The 18,449-nt window shown below is 68.7% G+C and carries 17 protein-coding genes; 11 read left to right on the forward strand and 6 right to left on the reverse strand.

Going from position 1 to position 18,449, the window contains the following annotated elements:
• Positions 1 to 38: 38 nt before the first annotated feature.
• Entirely contained in the window at positions 39 to 1,079 is a 1,041-nt protein-coding gene (locus AC07OZ_RS26650) for a zinc-binding alcohol dehydrogenase family protein (protein ID WP_495470053.1), read from the forward strand.
• A 234-nt stretch (positions 1,080 to 1,313) separates the two neighbouring features.
• A complete protein-coding gene (locus AC07OZ_RS26655; RefSeq protein ID WP_495470054.1) occupies positions 1,314 to 2,315 on the forward strand; it encodes a hypothetical protein in 1,002 nt (333 codons plus the stop codon).
• Positions 2,316 to 2,342: 27 nt separating this feature from the next.
• On the opposite strand, the gene AC07OZ_RS26660 is transcribed toward AC07OZ_RS26655, so the two are convergent.
• Positions 2,343 to 3,452: a TFIIB-type zinc ribbon-containing protein gene (locus AC07OZ_RS26660; RefSeq protein ID WP_495470055.1), complete on the reverse strand. Its 1,110-nt coding sequence runs from the start codon at positions 3,450 to 3,452 to the stop codon at positions 2,343 to 2,345.
• 124 nt (positions 3,453 to 3,576) lie between these two features.
• On the opposite strand from AC07OZ_RS26660, the gene AC07OZ_RS26665 reads away from it, so the two are divergent.
• Both AC07OZ_RS26665 and AC07OZ_RS26670 read left to right on the forward strand, forming a co-directional pair.
• Entirely contained in the window at positions 3,577 to 4,137 is a 561-nt protein-coding gene (locus AC07OZ_RS26665) for a phasin family protein (protein WP_495470056.1), read from the forward strand.
• A 152-nt stretch (positions 4,138 to 4,289) separates the two neighbouring features.
• Entirely contained in the window at positions 4,290 to 4,895 is a 606-nt protein-coding gene (locus AC07OZ_RS26670; RefSeq protein ID WP_495470057.1) for a DUF642 domain-containing protein, read from the forward strand.
• Between the two features lie 141 nt (positions 4,896 to 5,036).
• Here the strand turns inward: AC07OZ_RS26670 and AC07OZ_RS26675 are convergent, their stop codons facing one another.
• The gene (locus tag AC07OZ_RS26675; RefSeq protein ID WP_495470058.1) at positions 5,037 to 6,533 is read right to left on the reverse strand and encodes a carboxypeptidase M32; all 1,497 of its coding nucleotides are present in this window, start codon (positions 6,531 to 6,533) and stop codon (positions 5,037 to 5,039) included.
• 92 nt (positions 6,534 to 6,625) lie between these two features.
• Positions 6,626 to 7,108 (reverse strand): YqaA family protein, encoded by a 483-nt coding sequence (locus AC07OZ_RS26680; protein ID WP_495470059.1) that lies wholly within the window; start codon positions 7,106 to 7,108, stop codon positions 6,626 to 6,628.
• A gap of 21 nt (positions 7,109 to 7,129) precedes the next feature.
• Here AC07OZ_RS26680 and AC07OZ_RS26685 point away from each other — a divergent pair, with 21 nt between their 5' ends.
• The 5 genes from AC07OZ_RS26685 (at position 7,130) to AC07OZ_RS26705 (ending at position 12,101) form a co-directional block, all read left to right on the forward strand.
• Entirely contained in the window at positions 7,130 to 8,083 is a 954-nt protein-coding gene (locus AC07OZ_RS26685) for a substrate-binding periplasmic protein (RefSeq protein WP_495470060.1), read from the forward strand.
• Positions 8,084 to 8,282: 199 nt separating this feature from the next.
• Complete coding sequence (gene dusB / locus AC07OZ_RS26690) at positions 8,283 to 9,398, forward strand: tRNA dihydrouridine synthase DusB (protein WP_495470061.1); 1,116 nt, start codon at positions 8,283 to 8,285, stop codon at positions 9,396 to 9,398.
• Positions 9,395 to 9,628: a helix-turn-helix domain-containing protein gene (locus AC07OZ_RS26695; RefSeq protein ID WP_088406111.1), complete on the forward strand. Its 234-nt coding sequence runs from the start codon at positions 9,395 to 9,397 to the stop codon at positions 9,626 to 9,628. Before dusB ends, AC07OZ_RS26695 begins: the two co-directional genes overlap by 4 nt.
• 38 nt (positions 9,629 to 9,666) lie before the next feature.
• Positions 9,667 to 11,247 (forward strand): bifunctional phosphoribosylaminoimidazolecarboxamide formyltransferase/IMP cyclohydrolase, encoded by a 1,581-nt coding sequence (gene purH / locus AC07OZ_RS26700; protein WP_495470062.1) that lies wholly within the window; start codon positions 9,667 to 9,669, stop codon positions 11,245 to 11,247.
• Positions 11,248 to 11,579: 332 nt separating this feature from the next.
• Positions 11,580 to 12,101, forward strand: a complete 522-nt coding sequence (locus AC07OZ_RS26705) for an outer membrane beta-barrel protein (protein WP_495470063.1) — start codon at positions 11,580 to 11,582, stop codon at positions 12,099 to 12,101.
• A gap of 82 nt (positions 12,102 to 12,183) precedes the next feature.
• On the opposite strand, the gene AC07OZ_RS26710 is transcribed toward AC07OZ_RS26705, so the two are convergent.
• Positions 12,184 to 12,801, reverse strand: a complete 618-nt coding sequence (locus AC07OZ_RS26710) for a PIN domain-containing protein (protein ID WP_495470064.1) — start codon at positions 12,799 to 12,801, stop codon at positions 12,184 to 12,186.
• Positions 12,798 to 13,238, reverse strand: a complete 441-nt coding sequence (locus tag AC07OZ_RS26715) for a helix-turn-helix domain-containing protein (RefSeq protein ID WP_495470065.1) — start codon at positions 13,236 to 13,238, stop codon at positions 12,798 to 12,800. The genes AC07OZ_RS26710 and AC07OZ_RS26715 overlap by 4 nt, the downstream gene beginning before the upstream one ends.
• Positions 13,239 to 13,412: 174 nt before the next feature.
• On the opposite strand from AC07OZ_RS26715, the gene AC07OZ_RS26720 reads away from it, so the two are divergent.
• Both AC07OZ_RS26720 and AC07OZ_RS26725 read left to right on the forward strand, forming a co-directional pair.
• A complete protein-coding gene (locus tag AC07OZ_RS26720) occupies positions 13,413 to 14,822 on the forward strand; it encodes a coniferyl aldehyde dehydrogenase (protein WP_495470066.1) in 1,410 nt (469 codons plus the stop codon).
• A complete protein-coding gene (locus AC07OZ_RS26725; protein ID WP_495470067.1) occupies positions 14,819 to 16,423 on the forward strand; it encodes a GMC family oxidoreductase in 1,605 nt (534 codons plus the stop codon). The genes AC07OZ_RS26720 and AC07OZ_RS26725 overlap by 4 nt, the downstream gene beginning before the upstream one ends.
• 53 nt (positions 16,424 to 16,476) lie before the next feature.
• On the opposite strand, the gene AC07OZ_RS26730 is transcribed toward AC07OZ_RS26725, so the two are convergent.
• Positions 16,477 to 18,449 (reverse strand): hypothetical protein (locus AC07OZ_RS26730; protein WP_495470068.1); only part of this gene is annotated, 1,973 nt, incomplete at its 5' end.

Here is an 18,449-nt window from a genome sequence, read left to right on the forward strand (position 1 = left end):
CCGCCTTCCCTTCCCATCCGAATCTCAGGAGTCCCGCCATGAAAGCCGTCGGCTACTTCAAGTCCCTGCCCATCACCGAGGCCGAATCGCTCATCGATCTCGATCTGCCCACGCCCGCGCCCGGCCCGAAGGACCTGCTGGTCGAGGTCTCCGCCATCGCCGTCAATCCGGTCGACACCAAGATCCGCGTGCGGCGCGCCAGCGCCGACGGCACGACGCCCGTGATCCTCGGCTGGGATGCCGTGGGCACGGTCCGCGCCATCGGACCGGACGTGAGCGGCTTCGCCGTCGGCGACCGCGTCTGGTATGCCGGCGACATCACGCGCCCCGGCAGCAACGCGCAGTTCCAGTGCGTCGACCATCGCATCGCCGCGAAGGCGCCGACCTCGCTCAGCGACGCCGAAGCCGCCGCGCTGCCGCTGACCGCCATCACCGCCTGGGAACTGCTGTTCGACCGCCTGCAGGTGCAGCAGCAGCCGGAGCGCCCGGTCAGCCTGCTGGTCACCGGCGCGGCTGGCGGCGTGGGCTCGATCCTGGTCCAGTTGGCGCGCCGGCATGAGCACCTGACGGTCATCGGCACCAGCTCCGAGCCCGAGGGCGACGGCGGCAAGTGGCTGCACGCGCTGGGCGCCCACCACGTGATCAACCATCGCGAGCCGATCGCGCCGCAGATCGCCGCGCTGCAGAAGAAAGGCGTCCCGCCGCTGCGCTACGTCACCAGCCTCACCCACACGCCGCAGCACTTCCAGGGATTCGTCGACGCGCTGGAGCCGCAGGGCAAGCTCGCGATGATCGACGACTTCGGCCCGAACGATCTGGACGTGATGGCGCTGAAGGGCAAGTCGCTCTCGCTGCACTGGGAACTGATGTTCACGCGCAGCATGCATGCGACGCACGACATCGCCGCGCAAGGCCGCCTGCTGACTGAAGTCGCGGCACTGGTCGACGCCGGCAAGATCCGCACGACGCTGTCCGATGTCGTCGGCCCGATCGCCGCCGAGACCCTCAAGCGCGCCCACGCGCTGCAGGAGAGTCAGCGCCAACGCGGCAAGCTCGTGCTGCAAGGCTGGCCCGCCTGAGCTTCGTGCGCTGTACGGCTTGCGTTGCGCGCATGCCGCACTTTCTGTCACCACTGTGACGTCTTACCGCCCCGGCCCGCCGGGGCGTTTTCATTCGTGGGGACTCCCGGGAAAACCTCCAGTGCGCGCGCCCTCCGCGCAGGCGATACCTCGGCCTTGGACGCCACAACGCAGTCCCGGCGACAAATCAACAAGCGGCCGCTACCCCGGCCACGAAGAACAAGAGGGATCGTCATGAACATCCGCAAGGTCCTGGGCGCCGTCGCGGGCGCCGCACTACCGTCGGCGCTATCTGCCGTCCTGCTGTGCGCCGCCGTGCCAGCCACCGCCGCCACCATCGGCGTCATCCTGCCGGGCAGTTACCCGAGCGCCGGGCAGGCCGAGGAACTCCAGCTCGGCATGACGCTGGCCCTCAAGACCTGGCCCGGCGACGCCGCGCCCAAGCTGATCGTCAAGGACAGCGGCTGCGACGCTCGCAAGGCGGACGCCATCTCCCAGGAATTCATCAAGGCCAAGGTGGACGTCGTGCTGGGCAACTGGTGCGAGATCAACGCCGGCGCGGACGCACTGCGTGCCGCGGGCATCCCCTTCATCTCCAGCAACGCGGAGCGGATGAAGGACCAGGACCTGCAGCTGCAGCTGGGCCGCATCGAGCTCAATGCCGGAGAGAAGATCGCAGCCGACCTGCGCCGCCAGACCGGCTTGCGGATCAGCGCGCGGACCTCGTGCTGGATGGACTTCGACGCGACGCTGTCGGATCGCGTCGACGCGGTGTTGTGCCCGGTGCTCACGATCGATCGCGGCCGCTGGGACCAGGTCGCCAACACCTACGGCGCCGCGTTCCGCAAGCCGTTCACGGCCTCGGCCGCGCGCGGGTATGCGGCGATGGAGGTGGCGCTGAACTACCTGCGCCGTGCCAAGGGCATGAAGCCCGCCGCGGCGCTGAAGGAAACCCTGACGATGGCGACGCTGCTCGGTCCCGTGCCCGCGCTGGACGCGCCCGCGCCGACGACCGCGCTGCAGCTGGTCTTCAAGCACGACCTGCCCAAGCTCAACCCGCAGCAGTCGCAGACGCTGGACAAGCTGGTCAAGACCAAGGGCTGCGGCTGCCCGGGCGGCACGCTGCGCAACGGCTGTCCGCGCGATTCGGGTCCGTGGGGCGAACTGCCCTTCGTCGTGCGCGGCGGCGGCACGCCGGCGGCCTGCGCGAAACCGATCGGGGTGCTGGAGCTCTGATCGAAGCGCGCCTCGCGCGCGCCCGCATCACTTCTTCAGCAGCATCGCGGCAAGACGCAGCGCGATCTCGATCAGCGTGGGCGGCGAGCCCTCGCCGGACGAGGGCCATCCGGACGCGTCCCACCCGCGTTCGCCGTCGCGTCGTCGTTCGCGGCGATCGTTCTCCGCGTCGTAGCGCTTCTCGTACTTGCCCTTCCAGAACAGGCCGTGCTTGCCGCCGGCCGGATCGCGGTGCTCGAAGTTGTAGGAGGCCAGCCGCTCGCGGCGCTCGCGTTCGAGCTGGGCCTCGGCCTCCTGGCCATCATGCTCGAGGGCATCGAGCAGCGGCCCCAGGTCCTCCATCGACGGCGCGACCACCGTGTGATGGCAACGCCCGCAGCGCGTCTCGCGCGTCGGATCCATGGGCGCCCCGCAACCGCGGCAGGCCCAGCCCACCGGCTTGCCGCCGTTGGACATCAGCAGCGGCTCCGACGGCGAGCGACGGCGCAGCGCATTCGCCAGGCGTGGCATGTCCACCATCAGCAGCGGGCTCTTGCACCAGCTGCAGTCCTCGCTCTTTCCGTCCGCCGGACCGCCGCAACTCAAGCAGAGCAACTGGCGCTTCTCGGCCTGCAGCGCGTAGCGTTCGCCTGGCAGCAACGGACGCACCAGGCCGCGCTCCGCCAGCATGCCGGCCTGGCTGTGCAGATGACCGCCGCAACTGCCGCACTCCAGCACCGGGAAGCGGCCGTAGCGCGTGAGGTTGCGGACCTCCTTCAGCGCCTTCGCGCACAGCGGGCAGGCGCGATCCGGCTGATGGGGCCGGTCGCTCTGACGCAGGCGGTTCAGGTCGCGCAGCAGCTGGATCCAGGCGGCCGTCGAGAGATGCACCGACTCGCGCGCATCGAACCAGACCAGGCCGCATGGCTCGCAGTGATCGATGTCGACCGTGGCCGGCGCGTGGTGGCCCGGCAGGCTGACATGGCGCATCGGCGCGCGGCATTGCGGGCAGTCGATGAACGCGCCCTTGCGCAGCGGCAGGTCGCCCGCCATCGGCAGCGGCGGCAGGACCGTCGGCGCCTCGGGGAGCAGCTGGGGCACGGTGTCGGGGAATTCGTCGCCGGAAGGGCGGCCCCGCGAGGAGGTCGGCACGGACATGGCCGATATTCTGGTCCCTGCGCCGATCGCCCCGATGGGGGGTTGCGGGTCAGGTCAAAGACGACGTGCGACACGGCACGCCGCCTATAGTCCGGTTCTCGGCGAGCGACGACAAGGAATGCCCATGGTCAAGAAGCAACAGAAGACGGCCGCGGCCAAGCCGGCGGACACGCCGTTCGCGGAGCAGGTGAAGACCTCGGCGCAGCAGATCTGGTCAGCGGGGCTGGCGGCGTTCGCGAAGGCGCAGGACCAGGGGGGCGCCGCCGTCGGCAAGGCCGAGGCGACGCTCGACACCACCGCGCGCCGCATGAGCGATCTGGCCGGCGAGGTCGGCTCGCGTGCCGGCCAGCATTGGGACAAGCTGGAAGCCATCTTCGAGGACCGCGTGGCGCGAGCGCTCGCGCGCCTGGGCATGCCGGCGGCGGATGAAGTCGCGCAGTTGAAGGGGCGCGTCGAGGCGCTGTCCGCGGAGGTCGCGATGCTGCGCGCCGCGCAGGCCGGCAGCACCAGCACCAGCACCACGCCGAAGCCGAAGCCGGCGGCCAAGCCCGCCGCGAAGAAGACGGTCGCGGCCCGGCCCAAGCCCGCCAAGACTGCCAAGCCTCTGAAGGTCGCCAAGACCTTGAAGGCTGCAAAGGCCACGAAGACCGCAAAGCCCACGAAGGGCGGCAAGCGCACCACCTGACCCCCGCGCTCCCCGCGGGGTGTGCACTGCGTCACGAAACGCATCGCCATCCCCATCGCCCAGGGGGATGGCACCCGGGAGGCGGTCTCGAACAATTCGACACAAGCGCAGACGCTCCTGCGCACCTCTTGTCGAACTTCCGAGCCCGTCCCATGAAGCGCCTGATCGCCGCCACCCTTTTCGCCGCCCCGTTGTTCGCCCTGGCGGCTCCGGTGAACCTGATCACCAACGGCAGCTTCGAATCGAACGCGGTCGGCAGCGGCAGCTACAGCATCGTCGGCAGCACCGCCGGCTGGACGGTCGGCCCCAACGGCCTGGAGATCCGCAACAACGTCGCGGGCAGCGCGTTCAGCGGCGGCAACTACGTCGAGCTGGACACCACCGCCAACAGCTGGATCAGCCAGACGCTGAACACCGTGGCGGGCGCGACCTACTCGCTGTCGTTCTCCTACGCCAACCGCCCCGATTTCCGCAGCGTCGCCAGCAACGGCATCGACTGGAGCATCGGCAGCCTGAGCGGCCTGGTCGGCAACAACGCGACGACCACCTGGCAGACCTACACCACCACCTTCACCGGCACTGGCAGCCCGATGACGCTGCGCTTCGCCGCGGCGGGCATCAGCGATTCCTACGGCACCTCGCTGGACAACATCAGCGTCAGCGCCGTGCCGGAACCGCAAAGCCTCGCGCTGATGCTGGCCGGCCTGGGTGCGATGGGCTTCGTCCTTCGCCGCCGCAAGGTGGCTGGCAAGGCCTGACCCCGAAGACAACAGCATTCGAGTCCTCGACGACTCGTTGGGAGCGCCGCGGGTAGAGACTGCGGACGCGCAAGGAGAAAAGGGCACCCCGCGCGGGGTGCCCTTTTCCATTGGCGACGCGGAACGCGTCAGCCGCGGGGATCAGCCCAGGTAGCGCGACTCGAGATGCCGGCGGAAGTGCGCCGGATTCAGCGGCTCGCCGCTGGCGCGCTGCACCAGCTCGGGCGTTTCCCAGCGGCTGCCCTGCGACCACACGCGCGCCTTCAGCCAGTCGAAGACCGGCGTGAGTTCGCCGCGCGCGATCTCCGCATCCAGCGTCGGCCGCTCGCGGCGCATCGTCGCGAACCACTGCGCCGCATACATCGCGCCCAGCGTGTAGCAGGGGAAGTAGCCGAAGAGTCCGCAGCCCCAGTGCACGTCCTGCATGCAGCCGTCCTTGTAGTTGCCGCGCGTGTCCAGGCCCAGCAGCTCCTGCATCTTGGCGTCCCACAGCGCGGGGATGTCCTCGACCTCGATCTCGCCCTCGATCAGCGGGCGCTCGATCTCGTAGCGCAGGATCACGTGCGCCGGGTAGGTCACCTCGTCCGCGTCCACGCGGATGTAGCCCGGCGCGACGCGCGTCATCAGCTTGTGCAGGTTGTCGGCGGCGAAGCCGCGCTGCGCGCCGAGGTGGCGCTCCACCAGCGGCTGCAGCAGTCCGGCGAAGCCGGGATGCGAGGCCAGCTGCATCTCGAAGGACAGGCTCTGGCTCTCGTGCAGGCCCATCGAGCGCGCGCCGGCCACCGGCAGGCCCAGCCACTCGCGCGGCAGGTTCTGCTCGTAGCGGCCGTGGCCGGTCTCGTGGATGGTGCCGGTGAGGCTCTGCAGGAAGCTGTCGTCGCGGTAGCGCGTCGTCATCCGCACGTCCTCCGGCACGCCGCCGCAGAACGGATGGGCGCTCTCGTCGAGCCGGCCCGCCTCGAAGTCGAAGCCCAGCAGCTTCATCGCGTCCAGGCCCAGCGCGCGTTGCGACGCGGCGGGGAACGGCCCTTGCGGATGGATCACGCGGTCGTCGGCCTGGCGCGCCATCACCTGCCGGATCACGCCGGGCAGCCACTGGCGCAGATCGCCGAAGACGCGGTCGATGTCGGCGGCACGCATGCCGGGTTCATACTGGTCGAGCAGCGCGTCGTAGCGGCTCAGGCCCGAGTCGTCGGCCAGGTATTGCGCCTCCTCCCGCGCGTAGCGGACGACGGGACGCAGGTTCTCGACGTACCCCGCCCAATCGTTGGCGGGACGCTGCTGACGCCACTGGTGCTCGCAGTGCGAGTTGGCCAGCGAGCGGGCTTCCACGAGCCGCTGCGGCAACGCGTTGGCCGAGCGCCACACGCGGCGCATCTCGCGCAGCGAGGCGCGCTGGAAGTCGTCGAGCGGCTCCTGCGCGGCGTCGTCGAGCAACTGGCGCAGCGCCGGGTCGGTGCCCAGCTGGTGCAGCAGCCCGCCCATCTCGGCAAGCGCCTCGGCGCGCGCCTGCGCGCCGCGTGCCGGCATGAAGGCGGACTGGTCCCACGAGGCGATCGACTGCAGATGGGAAAGGCGGTGGATGCGCTGATGGCGCTGGCACAGGGCGTCGTACGCCGGGGTGCTGGGGGTGCTCATGGCGGGGTCTCCTCTTGAGTGCCCCTGAATTGTGCAAGCGCGGAGGCGCTCATCCAGCGGTCACCCCCGAAGTGGCGAGAGCGACCGAGCGCTCATTCGAAGATGGCGATGCCGATGGCGGTCATGAGCAGATAACGCATGAACTTGCCGATCGCCATGTAGGCCACGCAGGGCCAGAACGGCAGACGCAGCCAACCGGCCAGGGCGCATAGCGGATCGCCGACGATGGGCAGCCAGCTCATCAGACAGGTCTTCGCGCCGAAGCGCCGCAGCCAGCCGAGCACGCGCTGGTCCCGCGGCGAGTGGTGCACGGCGGCCTCGTAGGCCCGCTCCGCGCCGTAGCCCATCCACCACGTGATCGCGCCGCCGATCGTGTTGCCCGCCGTGGCCACGAGGATCGCGGGCCAGAACAGCTCCGGCTTCGCATGCACCAGCAGCAGCACCACGGGCTCGGATCCCATCGGCAGCAGCGTCGCCGAAATGAGCGCGACGACGAACACCGCGCCCAACCCCACCTGCGGGAGAGATAGGGTCTCCAGCATCAGGTGAATCATCTGTTGCAGCCAAGCTTCCATGCGTGGGATTATCTGAAGACCATGTCCTTGCGCCGCCTAGCCGTTTCGTCGTTCGCGCTGATCGGCCTGGCCGTCGCCGGCCTGGGGCCCACCGGGTCGGCGCCATTCGCGCTGTCCGCGCTGTCCGCGCTGTTCGGTCCTGCGGCGATGGCGCAGACCGCGCCGCCGCCGTCTGCCACCCAGGCAAGCGCGGCGCCCGGTCCTTCGACCTCCCCGCCGACGTCGCCGCAGACACCCCCCGCACCGATCGCCGGTTGTCCGATGCTGATCGCGTCCGGCAACCCCCAGTACCCCCCATACCTCTGGCGTGATCCGGCGGACGAGCAGAAGCTGGTCGGTGCCAACGCCGACATGATGCAGTGGCTCGCGGCGGAGATCGGCATCCCGGTCGAGACCCGCTACGTCGGTCCTTGGGGACGCGTGCAGGAGGAGATGCGCGCGGGCCGCATCGACCTGATCGCGGGCGCCTTCTTCACGCTGCCGCGCACCGAGTACATGGACTACTTCCATCCCGCGTTCCGCGAGACGCGCAGCGTCATCTGGACGCGCGCGTCGGCGCCGGTGGCCTACAAGCGCTGGAGCGACCTCGCGCCCAAGCAGGGCGTGACGGTGATCAACAACAGCTTCGGCGTCGAGTTCGACAACTACGCGCGCCAGTCGCTGAAGATCAGCCAGGTCGCCAGCATCGAGCAGGCGATCCAGATGCTGCAGCGCGGCCGCGCCGACTACCTGATCTATGAGGACACGCCGGCCGAGGCCTATGCCGCGCGCAACGGCGGTCCCGCGATCCAGCCGCTGATGCCGGCGATCGCGCGCGAGGGCCTCTACGTGACGCTCTCCCACCGCTCCCGCTGCAACACCCCCGAGCTGCGGGGCCGCATCGCCCGCGCGGTCTACAAGCTGTCGCAGGACCGCGTGATGAACCGCTTCGTCGAACAGGGCTTCGTGCTCTGGCGCAAGCAGCCATCCCTCTAGAACGCTCCCGAGAGCAGTCCTCGTTCGGAGCCCACGGGAACCCGGGGTCCCCGACGATTTTTGGAGCCTGCGACAAGTATGAGGAGGGGTCCCCCGGGTTCTCGTGGGCGATCGCCCGCGATGACAGGCCCACGCTTTCGAGGTACCCAACGGCGGTATACTTCTGCCTCTTTTTTGTGCAACCGCTCTGTCGCTCCCGATGTCCACGCCGCCGCCCGGCCAGTCACCCAGTCCGCTTGTGCTGGGTCCCTACGTCCTGCCGAACCGTCTGTTCGTCGCCCCCATGGCGGGTGTGACCGACCGGCCCTTCCGCGTGCTGTGCAAGAAGCTCGGCGCGGGGTACGCGGTGAGCGAGATGGTGACTTCGCGCAAGGACCTGTGGAACAGCCTGAAGACCTCGCGCCGAGCGAACCACGAGGGTGAGTCCGCGCCGATCTCCGTGCAGATCGCCGGGACCGACGCCGCGATGATGGCCGAGGCCGCCGCGTACAACGTGGACCGCGGCGCGCAGATCATCGACATCAACATGGGTTGCCCGGCCAAGAAGGTCTGCAACAAGTGGGCGGGCTCGGCGCTGATGCAGGACGAGGCGCTGGCGCTGGAGATCGTCGAGGCGGTGGTCGCCGCCTGCGCGCCTCGCGGCGTGCCGGTCACGCTGAAGATGCGCACCGGCTGGTGCCAGGCGGAGAAGAACGCGGTGGCGCTGGCGCGCGCGGCGGAGTCCGCCGGCATCGCGATGGTCACCGTGCACGGCCGCACGCGCGAGCAGGGCTACAGCGGCCGCGCCGAGTACGACACCATCGCCGCGGTGAAGGCCGCGCTGCGCATCCCCGTCGTCGCCAACGGCGACATCGACACGCCGCAGAAGGCGCGCGAGGTGCTGGCCGCGACGGGCGCCGACGCGATCATGATCGGCCGCGCGGCACAGGGCCGGCCGTGGATCTTCGCGGAGATCGCGCACTTCCTGGCCACCGGCGAGGAACAACCGGCGCCGCGCATCGCCGATGCCAAGGGCTGGCTGATCGAGCACCTGCACGACCACTACGCGCTGTACGGCGAGCTGACCGGCATGCGCAGCGCGCGCAAGCACATCGGATGGGCCGTGCGGGCGCTGCCCGGCGGCGAGGACTTCCGCCGCCGCATGAACACCCTCGAGAGTTGCGACGGCCAGGTCCGCGCGCTGTCGGACTGGCTGGACGCGCTGGCGGACGACCATGACCGGCTGCCCTATCTGCCGGTCACCGACGATCCCCTCGACGACGCAGCCGCGAACGACGAACAACACCAAGACCAAGAAAGAAGGCTGACGGCATGACGCCAAAACCGATCGACTCCTGCATCCGCGAAAACCTGGAGGTCTACTTCAGGGACCTCGGCGGCGAAGTGCCGCACTCGATGCACGAGATGCTGATCCGTCTCGTCGAGAAGCCGCTGCTGGAAGTGGTGATGCAGCACAGCGACGGCAACCAGAGCAAGGCCGCCGAGTGGCTGGGCATCAACAGAAACACGCTGCGCCGCAAACTGGTCGAACATAAATTGATCTGAGCGCCCGCGCCGAAACGAATCCCCTTTAGAGAGCTCCCATGGCCCAACTCACCGCCCTGATCTCGGTCTCCGACAAGACCGGCATCGTCGATTTCGCGAAGGCGCTGCACGCGCTGGACGTTCGTCTGCTGTCCACCGGCGGCACCGCCAAGCTGCTGGCCGACGCCGGCCTGCCGGTCACCGAAGTCGCGCAGCACACCGGGTTCCCGGAGATGCTGGACGGCCGCGTCAAGACGCTGCATCCGAAGATCCACGGCGGCCTGCTGGCCCGCCGCGACCTGCCCGAGCACGTCGCCGCGATCGAGCAGCACGGCATAGCCACGATCGACATCCTGGCGGTCAACCTGTACCCGTTCGAGGCCACCGTCGCCAAGCCCGGCTGCACGCTGGAGGACGCGATCGAGAACATCGACATCGGCGGTCCGGCGATGGTCCGCAGCGCGGCCAAGAACTGGAAGGACGTGACGGTGCTGACCGACGCGTCGCAATACGCGCAGGTGCTCGAGGAGCTGAAGGCCCACGGCAAGACCAGCGACAGGACGCGCTTCGCCGCGTCGGTGGCCGCGTTCAACCGCATCGCCCAGTACGACGCCGCGATCAGCAACTACCTGAGCGCACGCCTGGAGGACGGCTCGCTGTCCGAGTACCCGGCGCAGATGAACAGCAGCTTCATCAAGGTGCAGGACCTGCGCTACGGCGAGAACTCGCACCAGACCGCCGCGCTCTACCGCGACCTGCATCCGGCGCCCGGCTCGCTGGTCACCGGCAAGCAGCTGCAGGGCAAGGAGCTGAGCTACAACAACATCGCCGACGCGGACGCCGCGTGGGAATGCGTGAAGAGCTTCGACGTGCCGGCCTGCGTGATCATCAAGCACGCGAACCCCTGCGGCGTGGCCGTGGCGGCGACGGCGGCCGACGCCTATGCCAAGGCCTTCAAGACAGATCCGACGAGCGCCTTCGGCGGCATCATCGCCTTCAACCGCGAGGTCGACCGCGCCGCCGCGGAACTGGTGTCCAAGCAGTTCGTCGAGGTGCTGATGGCGCCGTCCTTCAGCGCCGAGGCGCGTGAGGTCTTCAAGGGCAAGGTCAACGTGCGCCTGCTCGAGATCGCGCTGCCGCCGGGCGGCGCGCGCCCCTGGGACCAGGGCCGCAATGCGCAGGACGTCAAGCGCGTCGGCTCGGGCCTGCTGGTGCAGACCGCCGACAACCACTTCCTGACCAAGGCCGACCTGAAGGTCGTCACCACGTTGCAGCCGACCGCGCAGCAGCTCGACGACCTGATGTTCGCGTGGACCGTCGCGCAGTACGTGAAGAGCAATGCGATCGTCTTCTGCGGCGGCGGCATGACCTTGGGCGTCGGTGCCGGGCAGATGAGCCGCATCGACTCGGCGCGCATCGCGTCGATCAAGGCGGAGAACGCCGGCCTGACGCTCACGGGCTCGGCCGTGGCGAGCGACGCCTTCTTCCCGTTCCGCGACGGCCTCGACGTGCTGGCCGATGCGGGCGCCTCCTGCGTGATCCAGCCGGGCGGCTCGATGCGCGACGAGGAGGTCATCGCCGCGGCCAACGAACGCGGCATCGCGATGGTGCTCACAGGCGTGCGTCACTTCCGTCATTGATGCCCTGCTGACCGACCGGCACCGCGTCCACGCGCGCGGTCGCCCATCGCATGAGCCCGGCCCTGCCGGGCTTTTTTTCGATCCCACCGCCGCGGCATTGGCGCGCCATCGCGTCAAGACATCGTCAAGCCTTGGTCGCATTGACGAAAAGTCTCCCCTCGAAATGGGGAACGCTGACGCGCCGCCCGCTGAAACGCGTCGTGGCGAGACAACGCTCTCCGCACATATTTGGCCGACTGTGACGTCTGTCATAGCGGTTAGGGGTCAGGCATTGATACCTTTCGCACCCGCACCGCCGAGGTGCGGTTTCTTTACCTGAGAGAAGTATTCAAATGACCAAGATTTCTGTCATCGCCGCTGCTGTCCTGCTGGCCGCCGGCGCCGCTCAAGCTCAGACCGCCGCCGGAAACGGCGTGTACGGCGAACTGGGCTACACCTTTGCCAAGATCTCGGCTGGCGGCGAGTCCGTCAAGCCTGGCGCGCTGCGCGGCATCGTGGGTTGGGACCTGCACCCGAACGTCGCCCTGGAAGTCATGTTCGCCACCGGCGTGTCCGACGACACCTCCGACGGCGTCAAGTTCAAGATCTCGAGCACCTACGGCTTCTTCGTGACCCCGAAGTACTCGTTCGACCAGTTCGAAGTGTTCGGCCGTCTGGGCTACGCCGACACCAAGCTGAAGATCTCCGGCGGCGGCCTGAGCGGCTCGGGCAGCGACAACAGCTTCGCCTGGGGCCTGGGCGGCAAGTACAACTTCACGAAGGCCATCTACGGCGGCGTGGACTACATGCAGTACTACAAGAAGGACGGCCTGAAGATCGACGGCGTGACGCTGAGCGTCGGCTACAACTTCTGATCGTCGACCACCGCCTTGCGGCGGTGCGACGGGCGCTTAGTCGCTCCCCTCGAAGCCCGGCTCCGGCCGGGCTTTGTCGTTTCTAAAGGGCAACGCCTTCCGCTTCCATGCAGCTCGCAAGTTGACATGCCGTGACCTCCTGCCCGTCAAGGGCAAGTCGGGAGAGAGTCAACTTCGCAGGCTCGCCACTTCGAAGCGATCGTCGATAGGCACCGAAGGCCCGGAGGAATTCCGGGGCGTGATCGACAAAGAGCGCGGAGAGAAAGCTGTCGGGGTGCTGGAGATCGATCCCCAGCCTTCGAAGCGCGAGCCTGCGAAAGTCCTTCAGGTTCTTCGTCAAGAGATGGACCGCCTTTCCCGATTCACGCGGAACAAGCGCCATGGCGCAAGCGGCCACATGGGCATCCTTCATGGACCGGACCGCTCGCCGGGCGCTCACGAGTTCTCGCTGAACATCCCCGGCATCCACTTCAGCCCCTGGCAAGGACAGTTGCATCAGCGCTTCGTTCTGGAGAGCATGCGCCGCATCCTTCCGGCGCCCGGAACGCACAAGAGCCCGACTCATCTCCGAGAGGATGTCTGCACTCCAGTGAAGTTCGATGAGGCCTTCGTAGTCCAGATGAATGAGCAACGCTCGCGTGGTTCCACCGAACAGCGTGTCCGCGTCGGCAACGACGGAAACGCTGATCGCATCAGTCACAGATCGACAGCCTCGTACTCTCCACTGACCGACCGGCCCAGTTGCTCCAATGCTTCCCACTGCTGGCGTCGGGCGCGCTTCTGCCAGGCCAGGAGATCCGACTTCAGGACCCTGCGTTGATTTCCCACCCGTTGGAACAATGGGATGTCGCCCGCGTCGATCCGGGCCGTCAGATAAGGCCGCGACACCTTCACGAGGTTCGCCGCCTGTTGCGTGGTCAGCACCATGTCTTCACCATCCTTCTTCGTCTTCGAACGTATTGCCGGGGCAGGTCTTGCGGCAGGTCTGAGCAACTGGGCACCGAGCACCTGTTCGAATTCCCGCCTGAGCGCCTTCTCTTTCGCCGCGGAGAGCGGCACATGCCGCCGGACCGCATCGACCAGCGGCTGTACGTCGAGAACGAGGCTGGACGAAGAAACCGACGGGGTCGTTGTCATGGCAGTGAGCAGAAAGTTTAGAGAAACTCGAAATTCTCGCAATACTCGAAACACGTCAAGTGACTGACGCGGATTAGTCATTGATCTCTACTCGGGATCGCACGGCCTGGGCGCCAACCCTGAGCGGGCGTACGCTTGTTGCCATTCAAGAACGACAAGGCGGAGACACACCCCATGGACCAAGCCCTGCACGAGCGCCTGCACCTGGTGTTGGAGCAGCAGCGCGCCGCGTTCGACCGCGAGCGGATGCCGACCCAGGCGCAGCGCCGGGATCGTCTGGCACGGCTGCTGCGGATGACCGCCGACAACGTGGACGCGCTCGCCGACGCGATGTCCCGCGACTTCGGCCACCGCTCGCGGCACGAGAGCCTGCTGGCCGATCTGTTCACCGTCCAGTCGGGCGCGAAACACGCGATGCGGCACCTCAGGCGCTGGATGGCCGTCAAGCGCGCGCCGACCGCGCTCCACTTCCTGCCCGCCGGCAACCGGCTGATGCCGCAGCCGCTCGGCGTGGTCGGCATCGTGTCGCCGTGGAACTATCCGTACTACCTCGCGATGGCGCCCGCGCTCGCGGCGCTGGCCGCCGGCAACCGCGTGATGATCAAACCGTCCGAGCTGACCCCGGCCACGTCGGCGCTGATGGCCAAGCTCGTCGCCCAGCACTTCGCGCCCGACGAGATGACGGTCGTCACCGGTGATGCCGAGGTCGGCAAGGCCTTCACGCAACTGCCCTTCGATCACCTGTTCTTCACCGGCTCGACGCCGGTGGGCCGTCTGGTCGCGCAGGCCGCGGCGCAACACCTGACCCCGGTCACGCTGGAGCTCGGCGGCAAGTCGCCGGCGATCGTCGACCGCAGCGCGGACCTCGCGCGGACCGCCGAGCGCATCGCCTTCGGCAAGCTGCTCAACGCCGGCCAGACCTGCGTCGCGCCGGACTACGTGCTGGCGCCGGAGGAACTCGTGGCGCCGCTGGCCGATGCCATCGTCGCGGCCATGCGCCGGCTGTATCCCCGCATCGAAGGCAATCCGGACTACACCGCCATCGTCAGCCCGCGGCATCACGCCCGGCTGAAGGGCCTGCTGGACGACGCGCGCGCCCGCGGCGCGGCGCTGCGTCCCACGCACGACGACGTCCCCGCGGACCGTCGCCTCGTCCCGACGCTGCTGCTGGGCACCACGCCCGAGATGGCGGTCATGCGCGAGGAGATCTTCGGCCCGCTGCTGCCGATCGTGCCCTACGGCCATCCGTCCGAGGCGATCGCGCACGTCAACGGCGGCGACCGGCCGCTGGCGCTGTACTGGTTCGGCGAGGACAAGGCCGCGCGCGACGACGTGCTCGCCCGCACGCATGCCGGAGGCGTCACGGTCAACGACTGCATCTGGCACCTGGGCCAGGAGGAACAGCCCTTCGGCGGTGTCGGCGCCAGCGGCATGGGCGCGTACCACGGCGTCTGGGGCTTCAACACCTTCAGCAAGCTCAAGCCGGTGTTCCTGCAGTCGCGCTTCGCCGGGACGAAGCTGTTCTACCCGCCTTACGGCGCGACCTTCGACCGCCTGCTCGGCCTGCTGAAGAAGATCGCATGAGCGCCGCGGACGGAAGTGATGCCGACGTCGTGATCGTCGGCGGCGGCTCCGCGGGCGCGGTGCTCACGAGCCGGCTCAGCGAGGACCCGGGCTGTCGCGTGCTGTTGCTTGAAGCCGGCGGACGCGGCGACAGCTGGGTCACGACCACGCCCTTCGCCGGCGTGCTGCAGGTCGCCTCGAAGCTCAACAACTGGGGCTTCGAGACCGAGCCGCAGCCCGGCCTGAACGGCCGGCGCGGCTATCAGCCACGCGGCAAGGCGCTGGGCGGATCGTCGGCGATCAACGCGATGGTCTACACGCGCGGCCACCGCAGCGACTACGACGCCTGGGCAGCCGCCGGCAACGTGGGCTGGGGTTACGACGACCTGCTGCCGTTCTTCATCAAGGCCGAGCGCAATGCGCGCTTCGGCGCCCCGTGGCACGGGCAGGAGGGCCCGCTGCGTGTGGGGGACCTGCGCACCGACTCGCCGATCCACGCCGCCTGGCGGGCGGCGGCGCGTGAGTCGGGCCATGCGGTCGTCGAGGATTTCAACGGCGACGACATGGAAGGCCTCGGCGTCTACCAGGTCACGCAGTTCGAAGGCGAGCGCTGGAGCGTCGCGCGTGGCTATCTGGCACCGCATCTCGGCCGGCGGCCTCACCTGCGCGTCGAGACCGGCGTGCGGGCGCTCTCCATCGTGCTGGAAGGCCGGCGCGCGGTCGGCGTCGAGGTCCTGCAAGGCGGTCATCGCCGTACGCTGCGGGCGGCGCGCGAGGTCATCGTCTGCGCCGGCGCGTTGCAGTCGCCGCAGTTGCTGATGCTGTCGGGCATCGGCGACGGCGCCCAGCTGCAGGCGCACGGCATCGCGGTGCGGCACCACCTGCCGGGCGTCGGCCGCAATCTGCACGACCATCCGGATTTCGTCTTCGGCTACGAGTCGGACTGCCTCGATGTCGCGGGCATCTCCGCGCGCGGGACGGCCCGCTTCGTCGGCCAGGTCCGGCGCTATCGCCGCGAGCGGCGCGGCCTCATCACCAGCAACTTCGCGGAGTGCGGCGGCTTCCTGTCGACGCGTCCTGGCCTGCCCGCCCCGAACGTTCAACTGCACCTGGTCGTGGCGCTCGTCGAGGACCATGCGCGCAAGCTGAGGCTGGGACACGGGTTGTCGTGCCACGTGTGCCTGCTGCGGCCGCGCAGCCGCGGTGCCTTGGCGCTCGCCAGTGCCGATCCGTTGGCTGCGCCACGGATCGATCCGGCCTTCCTGCAGGACGCCGAGGATGTGCGTGAACTGATCGAGGGCTACAAGCTGACGCGCGACCTGATGCGTGCGCCGTCGATGAAGGCATTCTGGAAGAAGGAAGCCTGGAGCGCCGGCATCGACACGGACGCCGGCATCGAGGCGCTGCTGCGCCGGCGCGTCGACACGGTCTATCACCCGGTCGGCACGTGCCGCATGGGCAGCGACGCGCAGGCCGTCGTCGACAACCGCCTGCGCGTGCACGGGATCGAGGGACTGCGCGTCGTGGACGCGTCGATCATGCCGAGTGTGGTCAGCGGCAACACGAATGCGCCGGTGGTGGCGATCGCGGAGAAGGCCGCGACGCTGCTGCGCGCGGATTGAAACCGCCCCGCGCAGGCGGGGCGTTGTCCGGAGGCTGGTTGCCGTGGTCGGGCTCAGATCACCGACGAGTTGAGCGTGAACTGCAGCGAGCTGGTCGGGCTGATGTTCAGGAACGAGTCCGCGACCTGCACGAGCACGTTCTTGACACCGTCGGCACCGAACACCGCGTCGGGGATCTCGCCGCCGCTCTGCCAGTCCGACCAGTGCTGCCCGTCGTCCAGGCTGTAGTGGACGTAGTCCCCCGTCTTGAGCCCCGAGACCTGCACGGTCCCATCCGACGTCACACGGTCCGAGTGGTTCGCACCGGTGTCGTTCTTCAGCCCCACGTCCGGCTTGGCGGGCGCGATCACGTCCGCGACCACGGTCACCGTGCGGCTCGACGTGTTGCCGGCCTTGTCGGAAGCCGTCACCAGCAAGGTGCTCTGCACCGGCGTGTCCCGTTGTCCCAGGGCGAAGAATTCCGCTCCCCAGCTGGCGCCGGCATTCGCGCCCAGGTCATAACTTGCGCCGCCGACCCTCGCCGTGGAGGCGTCGTTGCCGTGGATGCTCACCGCGACGCTGCTCTGTCCATTGAGCTGCAGGTACGAATCGGTCGCGAAGACGGCATTGACGCCCGTCACCTCGATCACAGGCGGCGTCGTGTCCAAGGACAACTGCAACGAGCCCGCCGCGCCGGCATTGCCCGCCGCATCGATCTGCCGGACTTCCACGACGTTGTCGCCCTCATCGAAGAAGCGGCTGGACAGCTGGGTCCCCGAGCCCTGGCGCCAATGGTCGTCGCCGTTGACCTTGAACTCCCAGGTGGCGCTCGCCTCGAGCGTGTCGATCGAAACATAGCCGGTGGCATTGATCAGGTTGTCAGTCGCAGCCGCGCCGCCCTGCTTGTGCACACTCGCCAGCAAGGCCTCCGGCGCGACGTTGTCGACGGTGACGGCCGATGAGGCGATCTCGCTCACATTGCCGGCCTTGTCACTCTGACGCACATCGACGGTCTGGTGCCCGTCGTGGAGCACACCGGCCGCGAGCGAGCCTCCCGTCCCGGCCTGCCAGTCGCCGCCGTCGATGCGGTATTCCCAGGTCGCGGTATCCTCGAGCCGATGCACCAGCAGGCTGCCCTGTGCGTTGATCACCGGCAGGCCGTTGCTGGTCGCCAGATCGGGACGATCCGGCACCAGGCTGTCGCGGGTGACGGTGATGGCGGTGACGCCGCTGTCGTGTCCCGCGCTGTCGGTCTGCATCAGCGCCACGTCGTTGCGGCCTTCGACCAGATAGTTCGCCGGCAGCTGTGAGCCCGTGCCGACGTGCCAGTCGCCTTCTCCGTTGATGCGGTACTTCCAGGTCGCGCCTGCCTCGATGTTGTCGAGGACGACCGCTCCTTGCAGCGGCACCAGATCGCCGCGGCCCCCTTCCAGATGCGCGTGCAGGGCATCGGGCGCGTCCAGGTCCTGCCGCACCTTCAGCGTGGCCACCGCGCCCACGTTGCCGGCCGCATCGACCTGCACGACGTCGACCTGGTTCCCGCCATTCGACAGCGCCGCCGCGGGGATGCGCCCGTCATGTCCCTCGATCCAGTCGCCCTGCCCGTTCACGCGGAACTTCCAGCTCGCGCCGCCCTCGATGCCCGAGACGTTGATGAAGTCCTTCGCGTTCAGCAGGTCGGTGCCGTTGCTGGTCTGCAGCAGCGGCGCGTCCGGCGACGTGAGATCCGGCGTCGGCATGGGCGCGAGCGCCTCGTCGTGCACCCGGACCGCCAGCGTGGCGACGTCCCCGCGGCGGCCCTGATCGTCGACCTGCGCCACCATCACCGCGTGCACGCCGTCGCTCAAGGTGCCGGCGCCGATGCTGCTGCCCTGGCCGGCGTGCCAGGTGTTGTCCCCGTCGATGCGATACACCCACGAGGCGCCCGGCGTGGCGAGCGCGACATCCACGTGCCCGGCGCCATCGATCGTGTCCTTGCCCGAACTGGTCGACAGCCGCGGGGCCGCGGGCAGCGGCGCGTCCGGGGGAGCGGGCGGCGGCGTCGGCG

The organism is Roseateles sp. GW821-FHT09G03 (assembly GCF_059416045.1).